Source organism: Ottowia pentelensis (assembly GCF_964341695.1).
In genome coordinates this window covers 1,048,820-1,068,949 of the sequence record NZ_OZ224513.1, presented here as the reverse complement: position 1 = coordinate 1,068,949, position 20,130 = coordinate 1,048,820, and the positions used below count along the sequence as shown (strand labels likewise).

General features: G+C 72.3%; 15 protein-coding genes and 1 tRNA gene. 6 read left to right on the top strand and 10 right to left on the bottom strand.

Annotated features, from left to right (window positions below; translation table 11 throughout):
- Both ACWHMB_RS05090 and cysM read right to left on the bottom strand, forming a co-directional pair.
- On the bottom strand, window positions 1-549 hold the full coding sequence (locus tag ACWHMB_RS05090; RefSeq protein WP_377482822.1) for an NUDIX hydrolase: 549 nt from the start codon (window positions 547-549) through the stop codon (window positions 1-3).
- Between the two features lie 65 nt (window positions 550-614).
- Window positions 615-1,517 carry a cysteine synthase CysM gene (cysM, locus tag ACWHMB_RS05085; protein WP_377482820.1) on the bottom strand — a complete coding sequence of 301 codons (903 nt, stop codon included), beginning with the start codon at window positions 1,515-1,517 and terminating at the stop codon, window positions 615-617.
- Between the two features lie 41 nt (window positions 1,518-1,558).
- Here cysM and ACWHMB_RS05080 point away from each other — a divergent pair.
- Window positions 1,559-1,645: transfer RNA gene (locus ACWHMB_RS05080), tRNA-Leu, on the top strand.
- A gap of 77 nt (window positions 1,646-1,722) precedes the next feature.
- Here the strand turns inward: ACWHMB_RS05080 and ACWHMB_RS05075 are convergent.
- Both ACWHMB_RS05075 and ACWHMB_RS05070 read right to left on the bottom strand, forming a co-directional pair.
- Window positions 1,723-4,707 carry a DUF349 domain-containing protein gene (locus ACWHMB_RS05075; RefSeq protein ID WP_377482818.1) on the bottom strand — a complete coding sequence of 995 codons (2,985 nt, stop codon included), beginning with the start codon at window positions 4,705-4,707 and terminating at the stop codon, window positions 1,723-1,725.
- Window positions 4,708-4,829: 122 nt separating this feature from the next.
- Window positions 4,830-9,149 (bottom strand): DUF748 domain-containing protein, encoded by a 4,320-nt coding sequence (locus tag ACWHMB_RS05070; protein WP_377482815.1) that lies wholly within the window; start codon window positions 9,147-9,149, stop codon window positions 4,830-4,832.
- A gap of 787 nt (window positions 9,150-9,936) precedes the next feature.
- Between ACWHMB_RS05070 and ACWHMB_RS05065 the strand changes: the two genes are divergently transcribed.
- From ACWHMB_RS05065 to ACWHMB_RS05050, 4 genes are all read left to right on the top strand, one after another.
- Entirely contained in the window at window positions 9,937-10,746 is an 810-nt protein-coding gene (locus tag ACWHMB_RS05065; RefSeq protein WP_377482812.1) for a lytic transglycosylase domain-containing protein, read from the top strand.
- Between the two features lie 237 nt (window positions 10,747-10,983).
- On the top strand, window positions 10,984-12,228 hold the full coding sequence (gene glyA, locus ACWHMB_RS05060; RefSeq protein ID WP_293226679.1) for a serine hydroxymethyltransferase: 1,245 nt from the start codon (window positions 10,984-10,986) through the stop codon (window positions 12,226-12,228).
- Between the two features lie 82 nt (window positions 12,229-12,310).
- On the top strand, window positions 12,311-12,760 hold the full coding sequence (gene nrdR, locus ACWHMB_RS05055; protein ID WP_293226676.1) for a transcriptional regulator NrdR: 450 nt from the start codon (window positions 12,311-12,313) through the stop codon (window positions 12,758-12,760).
- A 10-nt stretch (window positions 12,761-12,770) separates the two neighbouring features.
- Window positions 12,771-13,376, top strand: coding sequence for a hypothetical protein (locus ACWHMB_RS05050; RefSeq protein WP_293226673.1), 606 nt, complete (start codon window positions 12,771-12,773; stop codon window positions 13,374-13,376).
- A 10-nt stretch (window positions 13,377-13,386) separates the two neighbouring features.
- Here the strand turns inward: ACWHMB_RS05050 and ACWHMB_RS05045 are convergent, their stop codons facing one another.
- From ACWHMB_RS05045 to trxC, 4 genes are all read right to left on the bottom strand, one after another.
- Window positions 13,387-14,214, bottom strand: coding sequence for a helix-turn-helix domain-containing protein (locus ACWHMB_RS05045; RefSeq protein ID WP_293226671.1), 828 nt, complete (start codon window positions 14,212-14,214; stop codon window positions 13,387-13,389).
- The gene (atpE, locus tag ACWHMB_RS05040) at window positions 14,211-14,447 is read right to left on the bottom strand and encodes a F0F1 ATP synthase subunit C (RefSeq protein ID WP_293226670.1); all 237 of its coding nucleotides are present in this window, start codon (window positions 14,445-14,447) and stop codon (window positions 14,211-14,213) included. The genes ACWHMB_RS05045 and atpE overlap by 4 nt, the downstream gene beginning before the upstream one ends.
- A 49-nt stretch (window positions 14,448-14,496) precedes the next feature.
- The gene (locus ACWHMB_RS05035; protein ID WP_293226667.1) at window positions 14,497-14,916 is read right to left on the bottom strand and encodes a hypothetical protein; all 420 of its coding nucleotides are present in this window, start codon (window positions 14,914-14,916) and stop codon (window positions 14,497-14,499) included.
- A gap of 88 nt (window positions 14,917-15,004) precedes the next feature.
- Complete coding sequence (trxC, locus tag ACWHMB_RS05030; RefSeq protein ID WP_293226665.1) at window positions 15,005-15,457, bottom strand: thioredoxin TrxC; 453 nt, start codon at window positions 15,455-15,457, stop codon at window positions 15,005-15,007.
- A gap of 100 nt (window positions 15,458-15,557) precedes the next feature.
- Between trxC and ACWHMB_RS05025 the strand changes: the two genes are divergently transcribed.
- Window positions 15,558-17,168 carry a glycosyltransferase family 39 protein gene (locus ACWHMB_RS05025; RefSeq protein WP_377482808.1) on the top strand — a complete coding sequence of 537 codons (1,611 nt, stop codon included), beginning with the start codon at window positions 15,558-15,560 and terminating at the stop codon, window positions 17,166-17,168.
- Between the two features lie 65 nt (window positions 17,169-17,233).
- On the opposite strand, the gene ACWHMB_RS05020 is transcribed toward ACWHMB_RS05025, so the two are convergent.
- Together ACWHMB_RS05020 and ACWHMB_RS05015 are read right to left on the bottom strand one after the other, a co-directional pair.
- Entirely contained in the window at window positions 17,234-18,739 is a 1,506-nt protein-coding gene (locus ACWHMB_RS05020) for a glycosyltransferase family 39 protein (protein WP_447648463.1), read from the bottom strand.
- An 18-nt stretch (window positions 18,740-18,757) separates the two neighbouring features.
- Entirely contained in the window at window positions 18,758-19,957 is a 1,200-nt protein-coding gene (locus ACWHMB_RS05015; RefSeq protein WP_447648462.1) for an aminotransferase-like domain-containing protein, read from the bottom strand.
- Window positions 19,958-20,130 lie beyond the last annotated feature (173 nt).

The window sequence follows — 20,130 nt, the reverse complement described above, 5'->3', positions numbered from 1 at the left end:
TCAATCCAGCCCGCGTCGCCGCTCGGCGTTCTCCTCGGCGGTGAAAAACACCGGCTCGTGCCCGCGCGTGCGCAGCCAGTCGGCCAGGGCGTAGCCGGTGCCGGCGGGCCAGCACTTGAGGTCGGGCAGGTCGTACAGGCGCCAGTCCACCAGCTCGGGCGACAGGCGCACCTCGCCTTCGGCCACCACGTGGTAGGCGATGATGACCTGGTTCATGCGCTGGAAGTCATAGGCGCCGACGATGTTGACGGCGCTCACGTCGAGATTGGTTTCTTCCTTGACCTCGCGCGCGATGCCCTCTTGCGGCGTCTCGCCCGCCTCCATGAAGCCGGTGATGAGCGCGAACATCTTGGCCGGCCAGGCCGCGTTGCGCGCCAGCAGCACCTGGCCGCGGTATTCGACGATGGCGGCCAGCACCGGCGTGGGGTTGTTCCAGTGCGTGTAGCCGCAGGCGGGGCAGCGCAGGCGCTCGGTGGGGCCGCTGTCCTCGTCCTGCACGATCCATTCCAGCGGCGTGGCGCAGCTGGGGCAAAACCTGAATGCCGACATGAAAGTCCCGTTTTTATAGCTGGTTGCGCTTGCCCCATGCGGGCTGCAGGCCGATTTTTATTGAATCAGGCGGGGAACACGCCGGTCGACAGATAGCGGTCGCCGCGGTCGCACACCACGAACACGATGGTGGCGCCCGCCTCGCGCGCCGCCACCTGCTGCGCCACCCAGGCCGCGCCGCCCGACGAGATGCCGCCGAAGATGCCCTCCTCGCGCGCCATGCGCCGCGCCATTTCCTCGGCGTCGTCCTGCAGCACGGGCACCCATTCGTCCACGCCGGCCGGGTCGTAGATGCGCGGCTGGTAGGCCTCGGGCCACTTGCGGATGCCGGGGATGCGCGCGCCCTCGGCCGGTTGCGCGCCGACGATGCGCACCTTGGGGTTCTTCTCCTTCAAGAAGCGCCCCACGCCCATGATGGTGCCCGTGGTGCCCATGGCCGACACGAAGTGCGTCACGCGCCCGCCGGTCTGCTCCCACAGCTCGGGGCCGGTGCTTTCGTAGTGGCTGCGCGGGTTGTCGGCGTTGGCGAACTGGTCCAGCACGCGGCCCTTGCCCTGCGCCACCATCTTGTCGGCGAGGTCGCGCGCGTATTCCATGCCGCCCGAGCGCGGCGTCAGGATCAGCTCGGCGCCGTAGGCCTTCATGGTCTGCGCGCGCTCGACCGACAGGTCCTCCGGCATGATCAGCACCATGCGATAGCCCATCACGGCGGCGGCCATGGCCAGCGCGATGCCGGTGTTGCCGCTGGTGGCCTCGATCAGCGCGTCGCCCGGCTTGATCTCGCCGCGCGCCTGGGCGCCGCGAATCATCCACAGCGCCGCGCGGTCCTTGACCGAGCCCGCGGGGTTGTTGCCTTCCAGCTTGGCCAGCACCACGGTGCCCCGCGCCGCCTGCTCGGCAGCGCCGATGCGCTGCAGTTGAACCAGGGGCGTGCGCCCCACCGCGTCTTCGATCGTTGGGTAGTTCATGGGTGTCACTGTGCCATAATTTGCGGCTTGCGTTGGACACGGCCCGGGTGGCGAAATCGGTAGACGCAGCAGACTCAAAATTTGCCGGTGGCAACACCGTGCCGGTTCGATTCCGGCCCCGGGCACCACATTCAAAAAAACCCGCACGACTGCATGGCCGTGCGGGTTTTTTCATGCCGTGCCGCGCGCCGGCGGCGGGCGGTTTTCAGCCCTTGCGCAGCAGCGTCTTGAGCGCGTTTTGCAGACGCCGCGCGTGCGCGTCGTCGTGCGCGCTGGCCAGCACGGTGGCGGTGTCCTGCGCCCAGGTTTCGGCGGGCGCCGGGTCGTTGCGGCGCGTCAGCAGTTGCAGTTGCAGTGCGCGGCGCGCGGCCAGCTGGTCGGCCGGGGTGGGCACCTCGGCGGCCATCTCCAGGCGCAGCAGGGCCTCGTCGGCCTTGCCAGCATCACTGGCGCCGCTGCCCACGGCCTGCGCCCAGTTGCCGCGCACGCTGGCGCTGACGGCGCGGCCCAGCTCCTGCGCACTGGGCACCTGATCGGGCTGGCGCTGCTGCCAGGCGCCCAGCAGCTGGGTCAGTGCCTCGCCATGAGCCTGCGCCGCCAGCTTGCGCAGTTGCGCCTGAGCGTTGTCGACCGCGTCGCGCTGCGCGCGGAAGGCGGCGTCGCCCAGGCGCGGGCCACGGTCTTCGCGCGGTGGACGGTCGCCGAAGCGGCCGCCTTCGCGCCGATCACCGAAGCGGTCCCCGCGGCCGGGGCCGCCACGCGCGCCGTCGCGCCCGCCGGGACGGTCGCCAAAGCGGCCCGGCCCACGCGCCGCGGGCGCCTCGGCCTTCCTGGCGCCGGGCCGGTCGTCGCCGCGCATGGCGATCAGCGGCTTGGCGGGCTTGGGCGCCGGCGCCGGGGTGGCGGCGGCCTCGGCATCGGCGGCTGGGGGTGTGTCACTTGCTTCGCTTTCAGGAGCTGCTGGCGCTTGATCGGCGGGCGCTGCAGCCGTATTTTGTTCAGACGGCGCGGCCGCGGCCTGGCCGCGTGTGGCGGCCTCCAGCTGCGCCATGGCGGCGCGGATGCGCTGCGCGTCGCCGCTGGCGTTGGCCGCTTCGAGCGCCTTGGCGGCCTCCAGCACGGCGCGGTCGTGCGCGCTCAGGGCCGCCTGCTGCTGCTCGCGCTCGGCGCTCTTGCGGTTGAAGGCCTCGTCGATCGGCTTGCGGAAGGCGTCCCACAGCTTCTGCTCGTGGCGGCGCTCCAGCGGCACGGCCTGCGCCTCGGCCTGCCAGCGCTGCTGCAGCGCGCGCACGGCGTCGATGCGCAGCTGCGGCGCGGCGCCCAGCTGCTCGGCCTCGGCAATCAGCGCCTGGCGGCGCGCGGTGCTGGCCTTCTGCTCGGCCTCCAGCGGTGCGGCGGCTTGGTGGATGGCGGCCTTCCACTGCGCCTGCAGCTCGGTGTAGGCCTTTTCGGCCAGATGGCCGGCGTTGCGCCAGCGCTCGGAAAACTGATGGATCTGCCGGCCCATGGCCTTCCAGTCGGTGGTGGCCGCGGCCTGCTGCGCCGCGCCCCAGGCCTTGACCTCGTCGATCAGCGCCTGGCGCTGCGCCTTGTGCTGGGCCGACTCGGCGCGCACCTGCTCCAGCCAGGCGTCGACGAACTTGTGGGCGGCGTTGCAGGCGCGGTCGAAGCGCTTCCACAGCGCGTGGTTGGGCGGGCCGCCCTGGTCGGCGGTCTTCCACTCCTCGCGCAGCTTGCGGATCGCGTCCTGCAGCTTGCGCCCGCCCATGGCGGGGACCAGATCTTCGGCGGGCTGGGCCGCGGCGGCTGGGGCGGCGGGCTCGGCAGGCGCATCGGAAGCGCTCGCATCGGACGCAACGGTATCGGCGGCGATCGGCTCGGTCGCGGCAGCCGGCACTTCGGGCGCGGCCTCCACCGCCTCGACAGGCGCTTCGGCGACGGGCGCCGCAGGAGCCTCGACGACGTTAGCGGCGCCTTCGGCGGGCGTCTCGACCGGGCTTTCGGCCGTGGCCGCTGCGGCCGGGGCCCCGGCCGGCGCCTCGCGCCGCGGCTTGCGCGGCACCAGCAGCGCCTCGGCGCGCGCCACCAGTTGCTCGCGCGCCTTGTCGGCGCTCCAGCGCTGCCAGCCACCCAGCTCGCCGGCGGACACCAGGGCGGCGTGCACGCGTGCCTCCAGCGCCTCGTCGATCAGGCGCCCGTTGGTCTTGAGCGACTGGCGCAGCGCCTGGGTGGCGCTGTTCATGTTCTTGCTGTGGCCGGCGGCCACCGCCTGCTCCAGCAGCATCACGCCGGCCTCGACCGCCTTGGTGGCGGCCTGGCGCTGCTCGGGGTCGACGCGCGGCTTGGCCGGTGCGGGGGCCGCGGCCTCGGCCACCGGCGCCTCGCCGCGCGCGGCGCGCAGCTCGTCGGCCCACAGGGGCACGGGCGGCAGCGGCGCGGCGGCATCCTGCGCGGCGGCCACGGCCTGCGCCAGCGCCGGCACGAAGGCGCTCCACACCGCGTTCAACTGGCTTTGCGCGGCCTCCAGCTGGGGCGGAAAGCGCATGTCCACGCTGGGCCACTGGCCGTCGGCCTGCAACGCGGCGGCCTGGGCCTGCCAGTGCGTCACGTCGGCCTGCAGCGCGTCCTGCTGCTGCTGGGCCTCGGCCCAGGGCTTGGTGGACAGCAGCTCGATGCGCTGCGCCAGCAGGGCCGCGGCCTCGCGCTGCACCATCACGCGCTGCTGCAGGTCCTCGACCGCCTTGATGCGCTCGACCAGCTGCGTGCGCAGGCCGGCCAGCGGCTCGCGCGACAGCGGCGCGCCGGCCTTGGCGGCGTCGCGCTGCCAGGCCAGGGCGTCGGCGATGTTCAGCCGCGCGGCGTCCAGCAGGGCCTGGGCCTTGGCCTGCCACTCGGCGGCCACGGTGTCCTGCTCGCGCGCGCGGCGCAGTTCGTCGAGTTTTTCGCGCAGCGCCTTGGCGGCGCCCTTGTCCTTGGCCGACAGTTCCTTGAACACCTCCTGCATCTGCGCCGGCTCGGGCTCGGTGGCCAGCCAGTCGCGCACGCGCTGGGCGCGCTCGCCCGAGGTGGCGGCGGAGAACACGCCGCCGGTCAGGGCGTCGAGCGGATGCGCCTCGGGCGCCTTGGGCGCGGGCGCGGCGGCCTCGGCGGCGGGTTGCGGGTCTTTGGGGTCGCGGGTGAAGGGAAACATGCGCTTGAAAGTCAACGGTGGACGCGGGCGCGCCCACGCGGCGCGCGCCGAAACCGCCTATTGTCGCTGCAATGAAGTGCGGTGCGAGAACCTGTTTTCCGTCGCCCTGATCGGCAGGGCCGTCAGTTCATGCCCAGGCTCAACTCGGCGTGCGGCACCCAGGACTTGGCGGCGCCCGCGTCGGCCGCGCTGGCAGCGGACGCGGCCTCGGTCGGCGCCTGGCCTTGGCCCTGCGTCTGCGCGGCGCCCAGGAACAGGCGATCGGTCGCCACGCCCTTGCCGGCCAGATATTCCTTGACCGCAACGCCGCGCTGCACCGCCAGCTGGCGCATGGCGCTTTCGCCGATGTCGATGTGCGCCATCAGCAGGCGCTCCATCTCGGCCACCGGGATGTCGCGCTGCATGCCCAGCACGTTGCGCGGCTTGTCGGGGATGTCGGCGCGGCGGTACAGGCGCTTGAGCAGCGTGGGGTATTCGGGCGAGTCGGCGATCGACGCCGCCCCGGCCTCGGCCTCGGCCGCGCTGGCGGCCGAGGCCGGGGCGCTGGCCGCTGCGGCGGGCGCGGCTGCGGACGTCTTGGCCTCGCTGCGCTGTTCGGCGGCCACCAGCGCGTCCAGGCGCTGGCGCTTGGCACCGTCCAGCTCGGGCGCCAGGCGGGCGCTGCCGACCACCGTCAGCTTCAGGCCCGGGCGATCGGCCAAGGCCTTGGCCACCTTGTCGAGCTGCGCGCGCGCCGGCACGCTCAGGCGCGCGCTGCCGGGGGCGAAGGCCACCTGCGACAGGTCCTGCCCGCCCGCGCCGCCGCCGCCCAGCGCGCGCGCCAGCAGGGTGAAGGGCGCGGTGATGGCCTTGCCGATCAGGTTGAGGATGGCCTTGACGATGATCGGGCCGATGGAAAACTGCGGGTCGTTCAGCGAGCCGCTGATCGGCAGGTCGAGGTCGATCACGCCGTGGCTGTCGGCCAGCAGCGCGGTGGCCAGTTGCACCGGCAGGCTGGCGGGCGCGCCGGCCACCGGCTCGCCGAATTCGAGCTGGTTGAGCACCAGTTTGTTGGTGGCGGTGAGCTGGCCGTCGGGCTGGATCTTGTAGGCCACGTCCATGCTGAGCTTGCCGCGCTCGATGCCGTGGCCGGCGTACTTGACCGAATACGGCGACAGCGGCGGCAGGTCCAGGTCGCTCACCTTGGCGCGGATGTCCAGCGCCAGCGGGTCGGCCAGCGGGTTGATCTGGCCGTCGACGGACAGCGTGGCCGTGCCCTCGGCCTTGCCGGTGAGCGCCAGCTGCGCCATCTGCGGCGCGCCGCCCGGCGCCACCGAGCTGAAGGCGCCCAGCGAGCCGTCCAGCGCCGTCAGGTCGGCGCGGTAGTTGGGGCGGATGAAGTGGTCGCTGAAGTCGATGTGGCCGTTGACCAGGCGCGTGGGGCCGAAGTGGATGACCGGCGCCAGCGGATCGGGCTTGGCCTCGGGCTTGACCTCGGCCGTCGCGGCGGGCGCGGCGGTCACGGCGGTGGCGTTGAATTCGCCCGACACCATGGTGTTGGCCGCGGGCGCCGTCGGCGCTGCCGCCGCCGAAGCGCTGGCCGGCGCGGCCTTGCCGTCGGACTTGACGATGTCCTGCAGGTTGATGCGCCCGCTGGGGTCGATGACGATGCGGGCGAAGAAGTCGGACAGCAGCGAGCTGCCGATGCTCACCTGCGGCCCCTGGCCGGGCGCCAGCGCCACGTCCAGCCCGTCCAGGCGCAGCTGCTTCCAGCTCAGCAGCTCGTCGCCCAGGCCGCCGGCGCTGCGCGCCACCACGGGCGCCAGCGGCGCCTGCGAGGCGGGCGCGGCACCGGACGCGGGCGCGCCCGCCGGCTTGGCCGACTCGGCGCTGACGGCCGTACCCGGCTGGCTGTAGGTGCGCAGCTCGTCGACGCGCGCGTTGCCCTCGACGCGCACGCGCGGGCCGCGCTCGGTCTCGGCAAAGTCCACCTTGCCCTTGAAGCTGGTGTCGGCGCGCAGCACGCGGATGTTGAGCTGCTGGCCGAAATAGGGCTCGAAGGCCTGCACCGGCAGGCGCTGCACGTCGACGGCGCCGCGCGCGGTCACCGGCGCCCAGGTCACGGGACCGCTCCAGGACAGGCGCCCCGGCTCGCCACCCGAGCGGCGGCCGGTGCCCAGGCGCGCGCTCAGCTGCAACTCGGCCGGCTGCTTGCCCGCCAGGTCCAGCTTGCGCGCCTCGACCTTCAGCTCGGTCAGCTCGGCGCGCACGGGGCGCGGCATGGCCTCGTCGCGCCAGCCCACGGTGCCGTCGGCCACGGCCAGCTCGTTCACGCGCACGGCCCAGGCTGCGTCGGCCTCGGCCTTCCCGGGTTCGGTCGACTTGGCTTCGCCTGCGGGCTTGCCCTCGGGCTGGCGCAGCCAGCGCTCGAACATGAAGTGCTGCTGGGCATCGCGCTCGACCTGCACGCGCGGGCCCTGCACCGCCAGGCGGCCCACGGTGACGGCGCGCGCCTGCGGGTCGAGCTGCACGTCGGCCAGCTGCAGCGCGTCGACGTGGGCCAGCTCGTCGGCCGGCGCGGGGTCGCCGCGCCGGCGCTGGGGCGCGCCCTCGCCGCTCAGTTGCAGCCGATCGAGCTGCACGCGCTTGGCCACCACGCTCCAGCTGGGCGACGCGGCGGCGCCTTTGGACTGGGGCAACGCCCATTGCAGGCGGGCGTCGGCGCCCAGCGTGCCGGCCAGGCGCGGCACCAAGTAAGGCGCCAGGTACGGGCCCGCCAGCGCCAGCGGTACGCCGGCCAGCTGCACGCCGAGTTCGCCCTGTGCGGCGCCGACGCGGCCCTCGAAGGCGATCGACGCCGGCCCGGCATGGGCGGGCGCGGCCGCCTGGGCCTTGGGCTCGGCCGGCGGCCGGGCCTTGGCGCTCGGCTTGCCACGGGTTGCCGATCGGGCCTTGCGGCCACGGGCAGCCGGGCGCGGCGCGGGCTCGGCCACGGAAGCGGCGGCCTGGGCGGCGGGTGCCGCCGCGCTGGCCACGGCGCCAGTCAGCGCGGCACCGCCCTTGAAGTCGAACGGCTGCTGCATGGGCCAGGCGATGGCCTTGGCCTGCAGTTCCAGCTTGTCGAGCTGCGCAGTGGCGGCGGGCGCGTGCTCGCTGGCGGTGGCGTCGTCGCGCCAGTCGACGCGGCCGCCGTGCACGGCCAGCTCGTCGATGCGCAGCTTGAAAGCCTCGGCCTCGGTCGGCGCGGCTGGGCTGACGGGGGCCGAGGCGGCCGACGCGAAGGGTGCGGGGGGCGCCGCCGACTCTTTCAAGTTTTTTTGGCCTTTGGCCGGCGCCCGGTCTGCGCGAGAAGCTCTTTTTTCAGGAGCATCGGCGGGCAACAGGTTGATCCGGCCGTCGGCGCTTCGGTGCGCAGTCACATGGGGGTTCACGAGCTCCACCGAGGCCAGGTGCAGCGCGCGCGCCAGCGGCTGCGCTTCGGCCAGCTGCAGCTTGAGGGCGTCGAAGGCCAGCGCCGGCGCGCCCTGTCGGTCGGCCGCCTTGACGTCGCTGAGCGCCACGCTGCCCGTCACGCGCAGCGCGGGCTGGGGCGTCTGCTCGAAGGCCAGGCGCAGGTCGGCGTCCAGCACGCCGGCCTGCAGGCTCAGGGGCAGGCCGGCCGGCAGATAGCCCAGGTAGGGCTTGAGGTCGAACTTGGCGATCTGCAGGCTCGCGTCGGTCTGGCGCGAATCGTCGAACGGCAGCGCCTGGGCCTGCGAGTCGAAGCGGCTGCCGTTCAGATTGAACGCCAGCTGCGGCAGCACCTTGACCTCGCGCGCCTTCGGCAGGTTGCTGACGAAGGGCAGCGCCAGGCGCAGATCGCGCAGCTGCTGCACGCGGTCGACGGCGCGGTCGTCGAAGTCCACGCGCCCGTCCTGCAGCACGATGTTGTAGAGCGCGAAGTTCATCGGCTTGGACGGCTGGGCAGGCGCCGGCCCGGCCGTCAGCCGCGCCAGGATGTCGTCGATGTCGTAGTGGCCCTCGCCCTCGTGGGTCAGGCGCAGCGCTGGGGCGTCGACCTGCAGCGCGTCCAGCACCGGGCCCAGGCGCCACAGCGACTCCAGCGAGGCATTCAGATAGATGCGCCCCACCGTCAGCTGGTCGGGCGCGCCGGCCAGGCCGCCCACGGCCAGGTCGTGCAGCGTCAGCTCCAGCGTCCAGGGCTTGAACTCGATCTTGCCGATGCGCACCGGCCGGCCCAGCTGCTCGCTGGCGATCTTCTGGCCCTGCCACTGCAGCAGCGGCGGCACCGCCAACCACAGCAGGCCCCACAGCAGCAGCAATGCGCCCACGGCCCACAGCAGGCGCCGGCCCCAGCGCCACCACCAGGGACGGCGCGCGGGCGGCGCCGGCTCGGCGGCGGGCGGCGCGGCTTCGGGAGCTGTGGTTTGGGCCGCTTCGTCGATGTCGGAGTCGCTTGGCATCACGCGGACGATTGTCACCCCAAGGCACCGACCCCGGCCGCCGGCGGGTCGGCCTGAAAAGTAACAACTTCTCGCAAAAAAGTCGGCGGCGGGCGGGGCCCAAAACAGAAAGCCCGGTGGCTTGGCCTTGAGCCGCCCCACCGGGCCTTCAGGCAGTGTGACAAAAGCGTCCTGGTCTGCCTGGGTTCCGCGCCGGAAAGCGGGTTGTTTCCGGTGGCGGGGAAGGCAAGAGATTGCCTTCTGCGAATGAAGCCGCTGGGCTGCCATGCTGCGGTATCGGCTACCGCGCGCCGGCTCTTCAGAGACCTCGGCCGTCCGATGCGATCGGACGGCTTCACTGTACGTCCGCTGCCCCGCCGGCGCCAGTCGGCAATTTCAATGCCCCGGCCGGCCCGAATTACCGCCTTCAATCACGCCCGCGCAGGCCCCATGGTTGCGGCCCGGCGCGCTTGCAAAGCCCGAGCACGGCGGCCGGACGGGGCCTTTTTTATATCCAAATTTGACTTTTGACTCAAATTTTTAGTATTGACTAGGCATGAAAGACCTTCCTAGAATCCAGCGTTCCCCAAAAAGCAAGGGGAATCCCTGATCCGCTGCCGATCCCGGCAGGCTGGACTGCAAACCGAACCCGGCTCCGTCTGGAGCCACCGCGCCTGTCGTCATGGGCGCCTGCAGCCGGCCCATCAACTGACATCAGGACGCGCAAGCCCCGGGCCGCCAGCCCGCCCATCGCAAGACGATGCCGCCGTGCTGGCCCCGAACCGCTGCCGCCTTGACGAGGAGTGTTATGACAGCGTCTGGACGCCTTGCCGCGGTGGGAAGCGGCCTGAAGACCTTTGCCGGTGACGTGGCGGAGGGGCTTTTCGAAATCACCCACAACAGTCTCGCCCTGCTGGGCGTGATCACCGTGCTGGCCGTGGCCCTGCTGGGCGCGCGGCCCGACCTGCGCCAGCAGGGCGAGGACCGGCTGGCCGACTGGCTGCAGGCGCGCAAGGTGGCCACGCTGGACATCACGCCCGAGCCCGACGCCGTCGAGCGCGCCACCGCCGCCGACCCCAAGGCCCTGCCGCGCGAGCAGGCCAGCGTGGCGCAGTGGATCGCGCGCAAGTACCGCGTGGCGCCCGAGCCGGTGGCGGCGCTGGTGTCGGAGGCCTACGAGGTGGGCCGCAGCACCAGGCTCGACCCGACCCTGATCCTGGCCATCATCGCCATCGAGTCCAGCTTCAACCCGTTCGCGCAAAGCACGGTGGGCGCGCAGGGCCTGATGCAGGTGATGACCAGCGTGCACACCGACAAGTACCAGCACTTCGGCGGCAACTACGCCGCGTTCGATCCGCGCACCAACCTGCGCGTGGGCGTGAAGGTGCTGCAGGAGTGCATCGCCCGCGCCGGCTCACTGGTGGGCGGGCTGAAGTACTACGTGGGCGCCGCCAACCTGCCGACCGACGGCGGCTACGCCGACAAGGTGATGGCCGAGTACGCCCGCCTGCACCGCGTGGCCACCGGCAAGGCGCCGCCGATGGGGCCGGCCGGGCCCGAGCTGCGCGCGGCCAACAACGTCGGCGCGCCGCCGCCGCCGGCCAAGCTGGCGTCCTGATCCGGCGCGCCCGGGCAGGGCGCGGCGCTCGGCTAAACTCGCCTCCGTGCGCGACTGGCGATAGGTTTCGGCTGCTCTCGGCTGGCACCGACGTGGAGCGCGGCAGGCCACGCCTGCCCACCACCACGGGGAAGCGCACCGCCCACGCGGGCTCATCCTGAGCGCGCGCAGGCGCCCCACCAGCCGTTCGCCTGGGCCGCCCCCGCCTGCCGGGGGATTTCGTCCATAAGGATTGCCATGTACCAACGCAGCACCACCATTGCCCAGCAGGACCCGGCCGTCTGGGCCGCCATCCAGGCCGAGCACCAGCGCCAGGAAGAGCACATCGAGCTCATCGCCAGCGAAAACTACGCCTCGCCCGCCGTCCTGCAGGCAGCCGGCACGCAGCTGACCAACAAGTACGCCGAGGGCTACCCCGGCCGGCGCTACTACGGCGGCTGCGAGCACGTGGACGTGGTCGAGCAGCTGGCCATCGACCGCGTCAAGCAGCTGTTCGGCGCCGAGGCCGCCAACGTGCAGCCGCACTGCGGCGCCAGCGCCAACGAGGCGGTGCTGCTGGCCTTTTGCAAGCCCGGCGACACCATCATGGGCATGAGCCTGGCCGAGGGCGGGCACCTCACGCACGGCATGGCGCTGAACATGTCGGGCAAGTGGTTCAACGTGGTGAGCTACGGCCTGAACGCGCAAGAGGCCATCGACTACGACGCGATGGAGAAAAAGGCGCGCGAAACCCGCCCGCGCCTGATCATCGCCGGCGCCAGCGCCTACAGCCTGGAGATCGACTGGGCGCGCTTTGCCAAGGTGGCCAAGGAGGTGGGCGCCATCTTCATGGTCGACATGGCGCATTACGCCGGCCTGATCGCCGGCGGCTGCTACCCCAACCCGGTGCCGCACGCCGACGTGGTGACCAGCACCACGCACAAGAGCCTGCGTGGCCCGCGCGCCGGCTTCATCCTGATGAAGGCGGAGCACGAGAAGGCCATCAACAGCGCCGTCTTCCCCGGCCTGCAGGGCGGCCCGCTGATGCACATCATCGCCGCCAAGGCCATCGCCTTTCAAGAGGCGCTGCAGCCCGCCTTCAAGCAGTACGCCGCCCAGGTGCGCCGCAACGCGCAGGTGGTGGCCGAGACCCTGACCCAGCGCGGCCTGCGCATCGTCAGCGGCGGCACGCAAAGCCACGTCATGCTGGTGGATCTGCGCGCCAAGGGCATCACCGGCAAGGAGGCCGAGGCGGTGCTGGGCAGCGCGCACATGACGATCAACAAGAACGCCATCCCCAACGACCCGGAAAAGCCCATGGTCACCAGCGGCGTGCGCATCGGCACCCCGGCCATGACCACGCGCGGCTTCAAGGACGACGAAGCGCGCCTGACGGCCAACCTGGTGGCCGATGTGCTGGACGCGCCGCGCGACGAAGCCAAGCTGGCCGCCGTGCGCGCCCAGGTGGCCGAACTGACGAAGCGCTTTCCGGTCTATCGGTGATTGCCCCGGGCTCTCGGATACTATCATCGTGATAGCTGCCCGCGCCTGACTGGCGGGCTCCAGAGCCCGATTCGACATCCATATGCGCTGCCCCTTCTGCACCCACAGCGAAACCCTGGTGGTGGACAGCCGGGTGTCGGACGAGGGCGACTTCATCCGCCGCCGGCGCCAGTGCGCGCACTGCGGCAAGCGCTTTACCACCTACGAGCGGCCCGACGTCAGTTTTCCGCCCATCGTCAAGAAGGACGGCCGGCGCGTGCCCTACGCGCGGCCCAAGCTGCAGGCCTCGCTGCAACTGGCGCTGCGCAAGCGCCCGGTCAGCACCGAGCAGCAGGACGCGGCCATCGAGCGCATCGAAGAGAAACTGCTGGCCACCGGCGCGCGCGAGGTTGCCAGCGCCCGCCTGGGCGAGTGGGTGATGCGCGAGCTGAAGAAGCTCGACAAGGTGGCCTACGTGCGCTTTGCCAGCGTCTACCGCAGCTTCGAGGACATCGACGAGTTCCGCGCGCTGGTCGACGAGGTGAAGCGTTGACCGCGCCCGCATGGACTTCCTGATCGCGCTGGCGGCGGCCTTCATCGTGTTCGCGCTGCTGCGCGGGCGCGAGCAGGCGCGCCGCATCGCCCTGCTGGGCCGCGTGCTGGGCCCCTACCGGATCGAGCCCATGCTGGAGAGCCTGACCGAAGGCTACCTGCGCTGGCTGCACGAAGCCGACGCCGAGCGGCGCGCCCAGATCTGGGGCACGCTGGCGGCCACCGAGCAGGCGCTGGCCAGCCAGTTCGGCCGCTTTGCCGTCGACTTCGCCCGCGTACCGGCGCCGCAGGCGCAGGTCGCCAAGCTGCCCTTTGCCCTGCCCTTCGCGCAGCCGCTGCTGCCCGGGCGCCTGCTGTTCGACGCGCGCCGCCTGTTCGAGCTGCACGCGCGCGCCATCGACGTGCTGGCGCGCCACGCCGACGCCCTGCCCGACAAGGAGCACGCCTACCGCATGACGGCCGAGCTGTACCTGATGCAGCACAGCTGCCACTGGTTCTGCCGCTCGCGCAACGTCGCCTCGGCACGCCTGCTGGCGCGCCACCAAAGCAGCTACGCCCAGGTGCTGGCCGGCGTGGCGCCCGACACGCGCCGCGACTACGAGGCGCTGGTGCGCTGAAGGCTCCCCGTCAAGCGCTGGTGGCGGCTGCCCGCAGCAGCGCCTCGCTGGCCACGTCGGCCGGGTAGAACAGCTCCAGCGTCAGCTCGGCCAGCGTCACGTCGCGCGGCGCGCCGATGGCCGCGCGCGCGGTGAACAGGGTCAGGCGCTGTTCGCCGATCTGCAGCTCGCAGGTGAGCACCAGGCCGTCCGTACCGTCCGGTGCGGGCGGCGGACTGGCCATCAGCGCCGCCACGTTGGGGTAGGCCAGCACCTCCTCGGCCAGCGCGGCCAGCTCGGCATCGCCCGTGGACTCGCCCAGCCAGCCCAGATCCTGCACCAGGTGCCGCGCCCAGTCGGCGAAATTGTGGGTGGCGGCGGCAAAGCCCTCGGGGTGCAGGCTGGCGCGGTAGATGTTGAGCGTGGGTTGCCGCAGCGCGGGCGGCAGCAGGGCCGTCATCCGCTGGGCGGCGGCGTTGGCCAGCACCACGTTGCCGCAGCGGTCCAGCGCCAGACCGGGATAGGGCTCGTGCGCGTCCAGCAGGCGCTGCAGCGCACTGCGCACCGCGTCCAGACCGGGCGCGTCCAGCCGCGTTTCGCTGTAGCGCGGCGCGTAGCCCGCGGCCAGCAGCAGCTCGTTGCGCTGGCGCAGCGGCACCGCCAGGTGCTCCGACATCGACAGCAGCAGCTCGGCGCTGGGGCGCGAGCGGCCGGTTTCGACAAAGCTCAGGTGGCGCGGCGACACACCCACGTCCAGCGCCAGCGCCATCTGGCTGAGCTTGCGCCGCTCGCGCCAGGCGCGCAGCAGCGGCCCCACCTCGCGCCGCGCGGCGCCATGCGGCATCCACGCGCGGCTCATGGGAACGGGCTCGCGGTGGCAAACCACAGGCCGACGCCGGTGGCGATGATGAAGGCGCTGTCCAACAGGCCGGCCGCCAGGAAGAACTTGGTCTGCAGCTGCGGCGCAAATTCGGGCTGGCGCGCCGAGGCCTCCAGAAAGCGCGCCGCCACCAGCCCGATGCCCAGGCAGGAGCCCGCGGCAGGAATGGCGATGAGCAGCGCCACCGCGAGCGGAAGAAGGTCGTGCGTCATGGGAGGGGTCCGTGAGCCTGAAGTGTCGCAAAAACCGCCCGGCGCACCATCAGGCGCGCGCGGCGCGACCCGCCGCCACGGCGGACGAGTGCCGCCAGGCCAGCCACTCGACGATCGCCAGCAGCAGCACCCCCACCCCGTGCAGCGCCAGATAGGCGCGGCCCCAGGCGTTGGCCGCCAAGGCATCCGAAGCCAGCAGGCCCAGCGCCGCGAACGCCCACAGGCCGTTGCCGACGATCACCCCCAGCACCCACTCGGCGGCGAGTCGGGGCGATCGCGCCAGCCACAGCAAGAGCGCACTCCAGGGCACCAGAAACACGCCGACGCCCCGCCACAGGCCGTGCGGCAAGGCCAGGGCATCGGCCAGGGCGTTACCCCCCAGCAGGTGCGCGGCGGCGATCGCCGCGCAGGTGGCGGCATCAACCAGCAAGGCCCATGTCAGCCACGGAGAAGGTTCGAGGGTTCGCATGCGCGGGCTCCTGTCGTCGATGGCCGGTGCACCCTTGCGCCAGCCTGCAGCCAGTATGCGAAGCCGCCCTCGGCGCGGCGATTACCTGTCAGGTAAGCGGCGCGTGCGCCCGCGCCCACTGCACGATCTGCGCCGGGTTGGTCAGCGCGCCGGCCTGGCGCGCCACTTCGCGGCCGGAGGCGAACAGCGCCAGCGTCGGAATGCTGCGGATGTTGTAGCGCGTGCCGAGCGCGGGCACGGCCTCGGTGTCCACCTTGGCCAGCTGCATGTGCGGCTCCAGCAGCACGGCGGCCTGCTCGTAGGCGGGGGCCATCATGCGGCAGGGCCCACACCAGGGCGCCCAGAAGTCGACCAGCACCGGGATCTGGCTGCGCGCGACGTGTTTGTCGAACGTGGCCTCGTCACCCAGCGCGACGGGGTGGCCGGCAAACAGCGGCTGCTTGCACTGCCCGCAGGTGGGCGCGCTGGCCAACTGGTCGGCTCGCACGCGGTTGGTGGTGTGGCAGTGGGGGCAGACGATGTGCAGAGTGGTTTCGCTCATGAAATCATTCCTCGGTATGCTTGCGCATTTTGCGGCGGGTGGGGGCAAAAACAAGTCCGGCCCGCTCACCCGCGCTGCCGCGCCCCCTCCGCCCCATCGCATGAACCTTCCCGCCTCGCCGCCGCGGCCTTCGCCGTGGGCCATCGACCCGGCCGACCCGCGGCAGATGGCGCGCCTGACCCTGGCCTACATCGGGCTGCACCTGCTGGTGTGGACCTTGCTGCCAGCCCTCAGCCACCGCGCGCCGCCCTGGGACAACATCGAGCAGCTGGTGTGGACGCAGTCGCTGCAATGGGGCTATTACAAGCATCCGCCAGCGCCCACCTGGTGGATGTACTTCTGGACCGAGCTGCTGGGGCGCACCGTCTGGGTCACGTTTTTTGCCGCCGAGCTGAGCGTGGCCGCCATGCTGGTGTGCGTGTGGCGCCTGGCGCTGGGGTTCACCACGCCGCTGCGCGCCTTCGTGTCGGTGGTGCTGACCTCACTGGTGGCCTATCACGGGCTGCGCGGCATCATGGCCAACCACAACACCTTGCAGCTGATGCCGGTGGGCCTGCTGCTGTGGGCCGTGCTGGCGGCCGTGCGCGCGCCCGACGCACGGCGCTGGCTGCAATGGGCGCTGGTGGGCGCGGCGGCGGCGCTGACGCTGCTGTCCAAGTACAGCGCGCTGGTGTGGTTCGCCGTCATCGGCGTGTGGCTGCTGCAGGATGCGCGCATGCGCAGCGGGCGCGCCTGGGCGCCGGTGCTGCTGGCGGTGGTGGTGGGCCTGGTCGGGGTGACGCCGCACCTGGCCTGGATCGCCGAGTCGGGCTTCGCCTCGCTGCACTACGCCGAACGCTCGGTGGAAGAAGGCATTGCCGGCAACCGCAGCCACTGGGTGGACCTGTGGGACTTCGCCACCACCCAGCTGGGCCGCATGGTGCCGGCCCTGCTGGGGCTGGCGTGGCTGCGCTGGTGGCTGCGGCGCGACGCCGTCACCGCCCGGCCGCCGGCGGTGCTGAACGAGCGGCGCTTCGTGCTCTTCATGGGCCTGGGGCCGCTGCTGCTGACGCTGGCGCTGGGCGTGGGCGGGGTGCACCTGGCGGCGTCCTGGGCCACCACCTTCTATGTCTTCTTCGGCCTGCTGCTGCTGCGCTGGGTGCCGGCGGTGGCGCCCGCGCGCCTGCTGAGGGCCACGCTGGTGGTGGGGGTGGCGATGGAGCTGATCCTGGCCGGCGGGCTGGCGCTGGGGCGCGGCGTGGGGGTCGACCTGCTGGGCCGCGCGGCGCGCTCCAACTTTCCGGCGCCGGCGCTGGCTGTGCAATTGCAGCAGGTGTGGCGCCAGCACGCCCACACGCCGCTGCGCGTGCTGGTGGGCGAGACTTGGCTGGCCGGCAACGTGTCGATCCACCTGCCCTCGCAGCCGCTGGTGTTCATCGACGGCGACCCGGCGCACGCCCCCTGGATCGACACGCCGGCGCTGGCGCGCTGCGACCTGCTGGTGCTGATCGACCGTAGCCCCGGCGCGCCCGAGCCCGAGGCCACGCAGCGGCAGTGGATGGCCCGCGCGCAGACGCACGGCCAGGTCAGCATGCCCTGGACATCGAAGCCCCAGGGCCCGCGCCTGACGGTGGACTGGGGCATCGCCCGCGCCAGCGCGCCCGACTGCGCGGGGGCGCAGCTGACCACGCGGCACTCGCCCTGGTCGTTCGGAAAACTATTCAATCGATAGCTTCTGAGGCAGATCGGGCGCTGGCTGCAGCCACATTTGATTGAAATTTCGGCGCGCCCGCCCGTTCATGGGCGCTGGCACGCCGGCGGCACGTAGGCGCGCCAGGCAATGTGCAGCGGCTCGCCGCCCACGTGACGCGGCCACGCAATGGACCATTCGCCCTGGCTCACGCGCCAGCTGCCGGGCGGTGCCTGGTCGAGCACGGGCGCGGCCGGCGCGCCGTCGTAGTCGCCCACGTGCCAGACCAGCAGCGCGCCCTCGCGCCGCAGGCGTTCGGGCGTGATCGAGGGCGAATAGACCGGGTTGACGTCCACCAGCACCGCGGCCATGGGCCGCACGCCCTCGGCCACCAGGCCGGCCTCCCAGATGCTGCCGGCCACCACGCGCAGCGGGCAGCTGGCCAGCTGCTGCCACTGGCGCTGGGCCTGATCGCCGAGGGCCTGGGCCGGCCAGTCCATGCGCGCGGGCTGCGCGCGCCCTTGCCAGCTCCAGCCCAGGTACCAGAGCATGGCCAGCGTGATCGCCGCCAGCCACAGCGCCAGCGCGCGCCCCAGCGCCACGCGCTTGCGCGCCAGCCATTCGGGCGCGAAGCCGGCCAGCAGCAGCACGGCCGACAGGTTCCACATCGGCGTGCCCCACATGGGATGCAGGCGCGCACCCAGCAGCGAGCCGCCAGCGGCCACGAGCAGCGCCGGGGCCAGCGCCACCCCCAGCAGCCAGCGGCGCTGCGCCGGCTCGACCTGCTGCCAGCGCCAGCGCCAGGGCAGCAGCCCGCAGGCCAGCGCGATCACCAGCAGCGGCACGTGCGCCAGCAACTGCATGAGGAGAAATTCGAGGCCCGAGGCGTGATCCCGGTGCGGCCCGCCGTTGGCGCGGGCGGCGAAATACTCGAAGGGCAAACCGCCATGCTGCACCAGCCACAGCGCGTGCGGCGCCAGGATCAGGCCCGCCACGGTCAGCGCCAGCCAGGGCCCCGGCCGGCGCAGCGCGCGCGGCTCGTGCCACAGCAGGCCGGCCGCCAGGCACAGCAGCAGCACCGCGGTCGAATACTTGGCCAGCAGCCCCAGGCCGGCCCACACCCCCAGCCACAGCCAGTGGCGCCGCGCGCGCTCGGGCGCGCCGAACATCAGCTGGTGCGCATGCCAGGCGAGCGCCGCCCAAGCCGGCAGCTGGGCCACGTTGTGGTTGAACTCCAGCGTCGGCCATGTGTAGTAGTACACGGCGTACAGCAGCAGCGCCGCCAGCGCCGCGCGCTCGGGCCCCAGCAGCGCGCGCGCCAGCCGGTGCACGTAAAACAAGGTCAGCAGGACGGCCAGTTGCCCCAGCAGATAAGGCCCGAAGCGGCCCAGCAGCTGAAACGCTGCAAACAGCAGCCAGGCCGGCAGCGGCGGATGCTTGTAGTAGCCCCACTGCCACGCCTGGCCCCAGGCGATGCCCTCGACCACGTCCAGCTGCAGGCTGGGCGCCAGCAGCGCGGGCAGCAGCGTCCAGGCCAGCACGTAGGCCGCCAGCGCCCAGGCCCACAGCGGCCAGCGGCGTATCGGCCGACCGGCTGCGGTCAATGCCCCCATTCGGCCTCGCAGGATTTGTCAGGCCAGGGATCGGCCCAGGCGCGCCACGCCTTCGCGGATGAGGTCTTCACCCGCGGTGGCGAAGGACAGCCGGAAGGTGCTGCGGTCGGGGTCGGCGCAATAGAAGGGCGCGCCGGGCACGAAGGCCACGCCCTGCTCGATGGCGCGCTGGGCCAGCTCGCCCGCGTCGCGCAGCTTGCCGCCGGCGCCGGTCAGGCGCGCCCACACGAACAGCCCGCCCTGCGGCTGCACGAACTCGACGGCGGCGCCCAGCTCCTGGCGCAGCGCCTGGCCCATGGCCAGCGCGCGCCGGCCGTAGGTGGCGCGCACGGTGGCCAGCGTGGCCGGCATCAGGCCGGCGGCCAGATAGCGCGCGGCGGTGGCCTGCGCGAAGGTGCTGGTGTGCGCGTCGGAAAACTGCTTGCACATGACGGCCTTGGCCAGCAGCGCCGGCGGCGCCACCATCCAGCCGATGCGCAGGCCGGGCGAAAGCACCTTGCTGAGCGAGCCGCAGTGCACCAGCCAGTCGCGGCTGCCCGGCACCTGATGGCTGAGCGCCAGCAGGCTGGGCGGCGGCGGCGCGTCGAAGTACAAGTCGCCGTAGGGGTCGTCCTCGACGATCAGGGTCTGGTGCTTGACCGCCAGCTCGAGCACGCGCTTGCGCCGCTCCAGGCTCAGCATGGCGCCGCTGGGGTTGCCGAAGGTGGGAATCAGGTACACCAGCCGCGGGCGGTGCTGCACGATGAGCTGCTCCAGCCGATCGACCTGCACGCCCGCGTCGTCGATGGGTGCGCTGACCAGATCGGCGCCGTACAGGCGAAAGCACTGGATGGTGGCCAGGAAGGTCGGGCCTTCGACGATGGCGGTGCTGCCCGGCTCCAGCAGGGTCTTGCCCAGCAGGTCCAGCGCCTGCTGGCTGCCGGTGGTGACCATCAGGCCGTCGCCAGCCAGGCCCTGCACGCCCTTGGACTGCATGAAGCCGGCCAGCTGCTCGCGCAGCGGCTGGTAGCCCTCGGTGGCGCCGTACTGCAGCGCGCCGCCCGGCTCGTCGCTCAGGGCCGTGTCGACCGCCTGGCGGATGCCGGCGACGTCGAACATGGCGCTGTCCGGAAAGCCGCCGGAAAAGCTGATGATGCCGGGTTTGCCCAGCAGCTTGAACAGCTCGCGGATGGCCGAGGTTTCGACGTTGTCGAGGCGTTTGGCAAAGGAAAGGGACATGGCGGTCGGGGAATCGAAGGATGGCGGAAATGCAGGCGCCATTGTGCGGCACGGCTGCGCCGTATCCCCGGCCCGCTTCTCGTTGCGCACCGCCGGGCTCCGATGTAGATGGCCAGCCCCACCCAGCCGCCAGATCAGCCTGCCAAGCCCCCCGGGCGGGCGGTAACCCGCCG

Excerpts from the sequence above, each read along its gene's own strand:
- ACWHMB_RS05090 (WP_377482822.1), bottom strand. The coding sequence starts at position 549 with ATGTCGGCATTCAGGTTTTGCCCCAGCTGCGCCACGCCGCTGGAATGG.
- cysM (WP_377482820.1), bottom strand. The coding sequence starts at position 1,517 with ATGAACTACCCAACGATCGAAGACGCGGTGGGGCGCACGCCCCTGGTT.
- ACWHMB_RS05075 (WP_377482818.1), bottom strand. The coding sequence starts at position 4,707 with ATGTTTCCCTTCACCCGCGACCCCAAAGACCCGCAACCCGCCGCCGAG.
- ACWHMB_RS05070 (WP_377482815.1), bottom strand. The coding sequence starts at position 9,149 with ATGCCAAGCGACTCCGACATCGACGAAGCGGCCCAAACCACAGCTCCC.
- ACWHMB_RS05065 (WP_377482812.1), top strand. The coding sequence starts at position 9,937 with ATGACAGCGTCTGGACGCCTTGCCGCGGTGGGAAGCGGCCTGAAGACC.
- glyA (WP_293226679.1), top strand. The coding sequence starts at position 10,984 with ATGTACCAACGCAGCACCACCATTGCCCAGCAGGACCCGGCCGTCTGG.
- nrdR (WP_293226676.1), top strand. The coding sequence starts at position 12,311 with ATGCGCTGCCCCTTCTGCACCCACAGCGAAACCCTGGTGGTGGACAGC.
- ACWHMB_RS05050 (WP_293226673.1), top strand. The coding sequence starts at position 12,771 with ATGGACTTCCTGATCGCGCTGGCGGCGGCCTTCATCGTGTTCGCGCTG.
- ACWHMB_RS05045 (WP_293226671.1), bottom strand. The coding sequence starts at position 14,214 with ATGAGCCGCGCGTGGATGCCGCATGGCGCCGCGCGGCGCGAGGTGGGG.
- atpE (WP_293226670.1), bottom strand. The coding sequence starts at position 14,447 with ATGACGCACGACCTTCTTCCGCTCGCGGTGGCGCTGCTCATCGCCATT.
- ACWHMB_RS05035 (WP_293226667.1), bottom strand. The coding sequence starts at position 14,916 with ATGCGAACCCTCGAACCTTCTCCGTGGCTGACATGGGCCTTGCTGGTT.
- trxC (WP_293226665.1), bottom strand. The coding sequence starts at position 15,457 with ATGAGCGAAACCACTCTGCACATCGTCTGCCCCCACTGCCACACCACC.
- ACWHMB_RS05025 (WP_377482808.1), top strand. The coding sequence starts at position 15,558 with ATGAACCTTCCCGCCTCGCCGCCGCGGCCTTCGCCGTGGGCCATCGAC.
- ACWHMB_RS05020 (WP_447648463.1), bottom strand. The coding sequence starts at position 18,739 with ATGGGGGCATTGACCGCAGCCGGTCGGCCGATACGCCGCTGGCCGCTG.
- ACWHMB_RS05015 (WP_447648462.1), bottom strand. The coding sequence starts at position 19,957 with ATGTCCCTTTCCTTTGCCAAACGCCTCGACAACGTCGAAACCTCGGCC.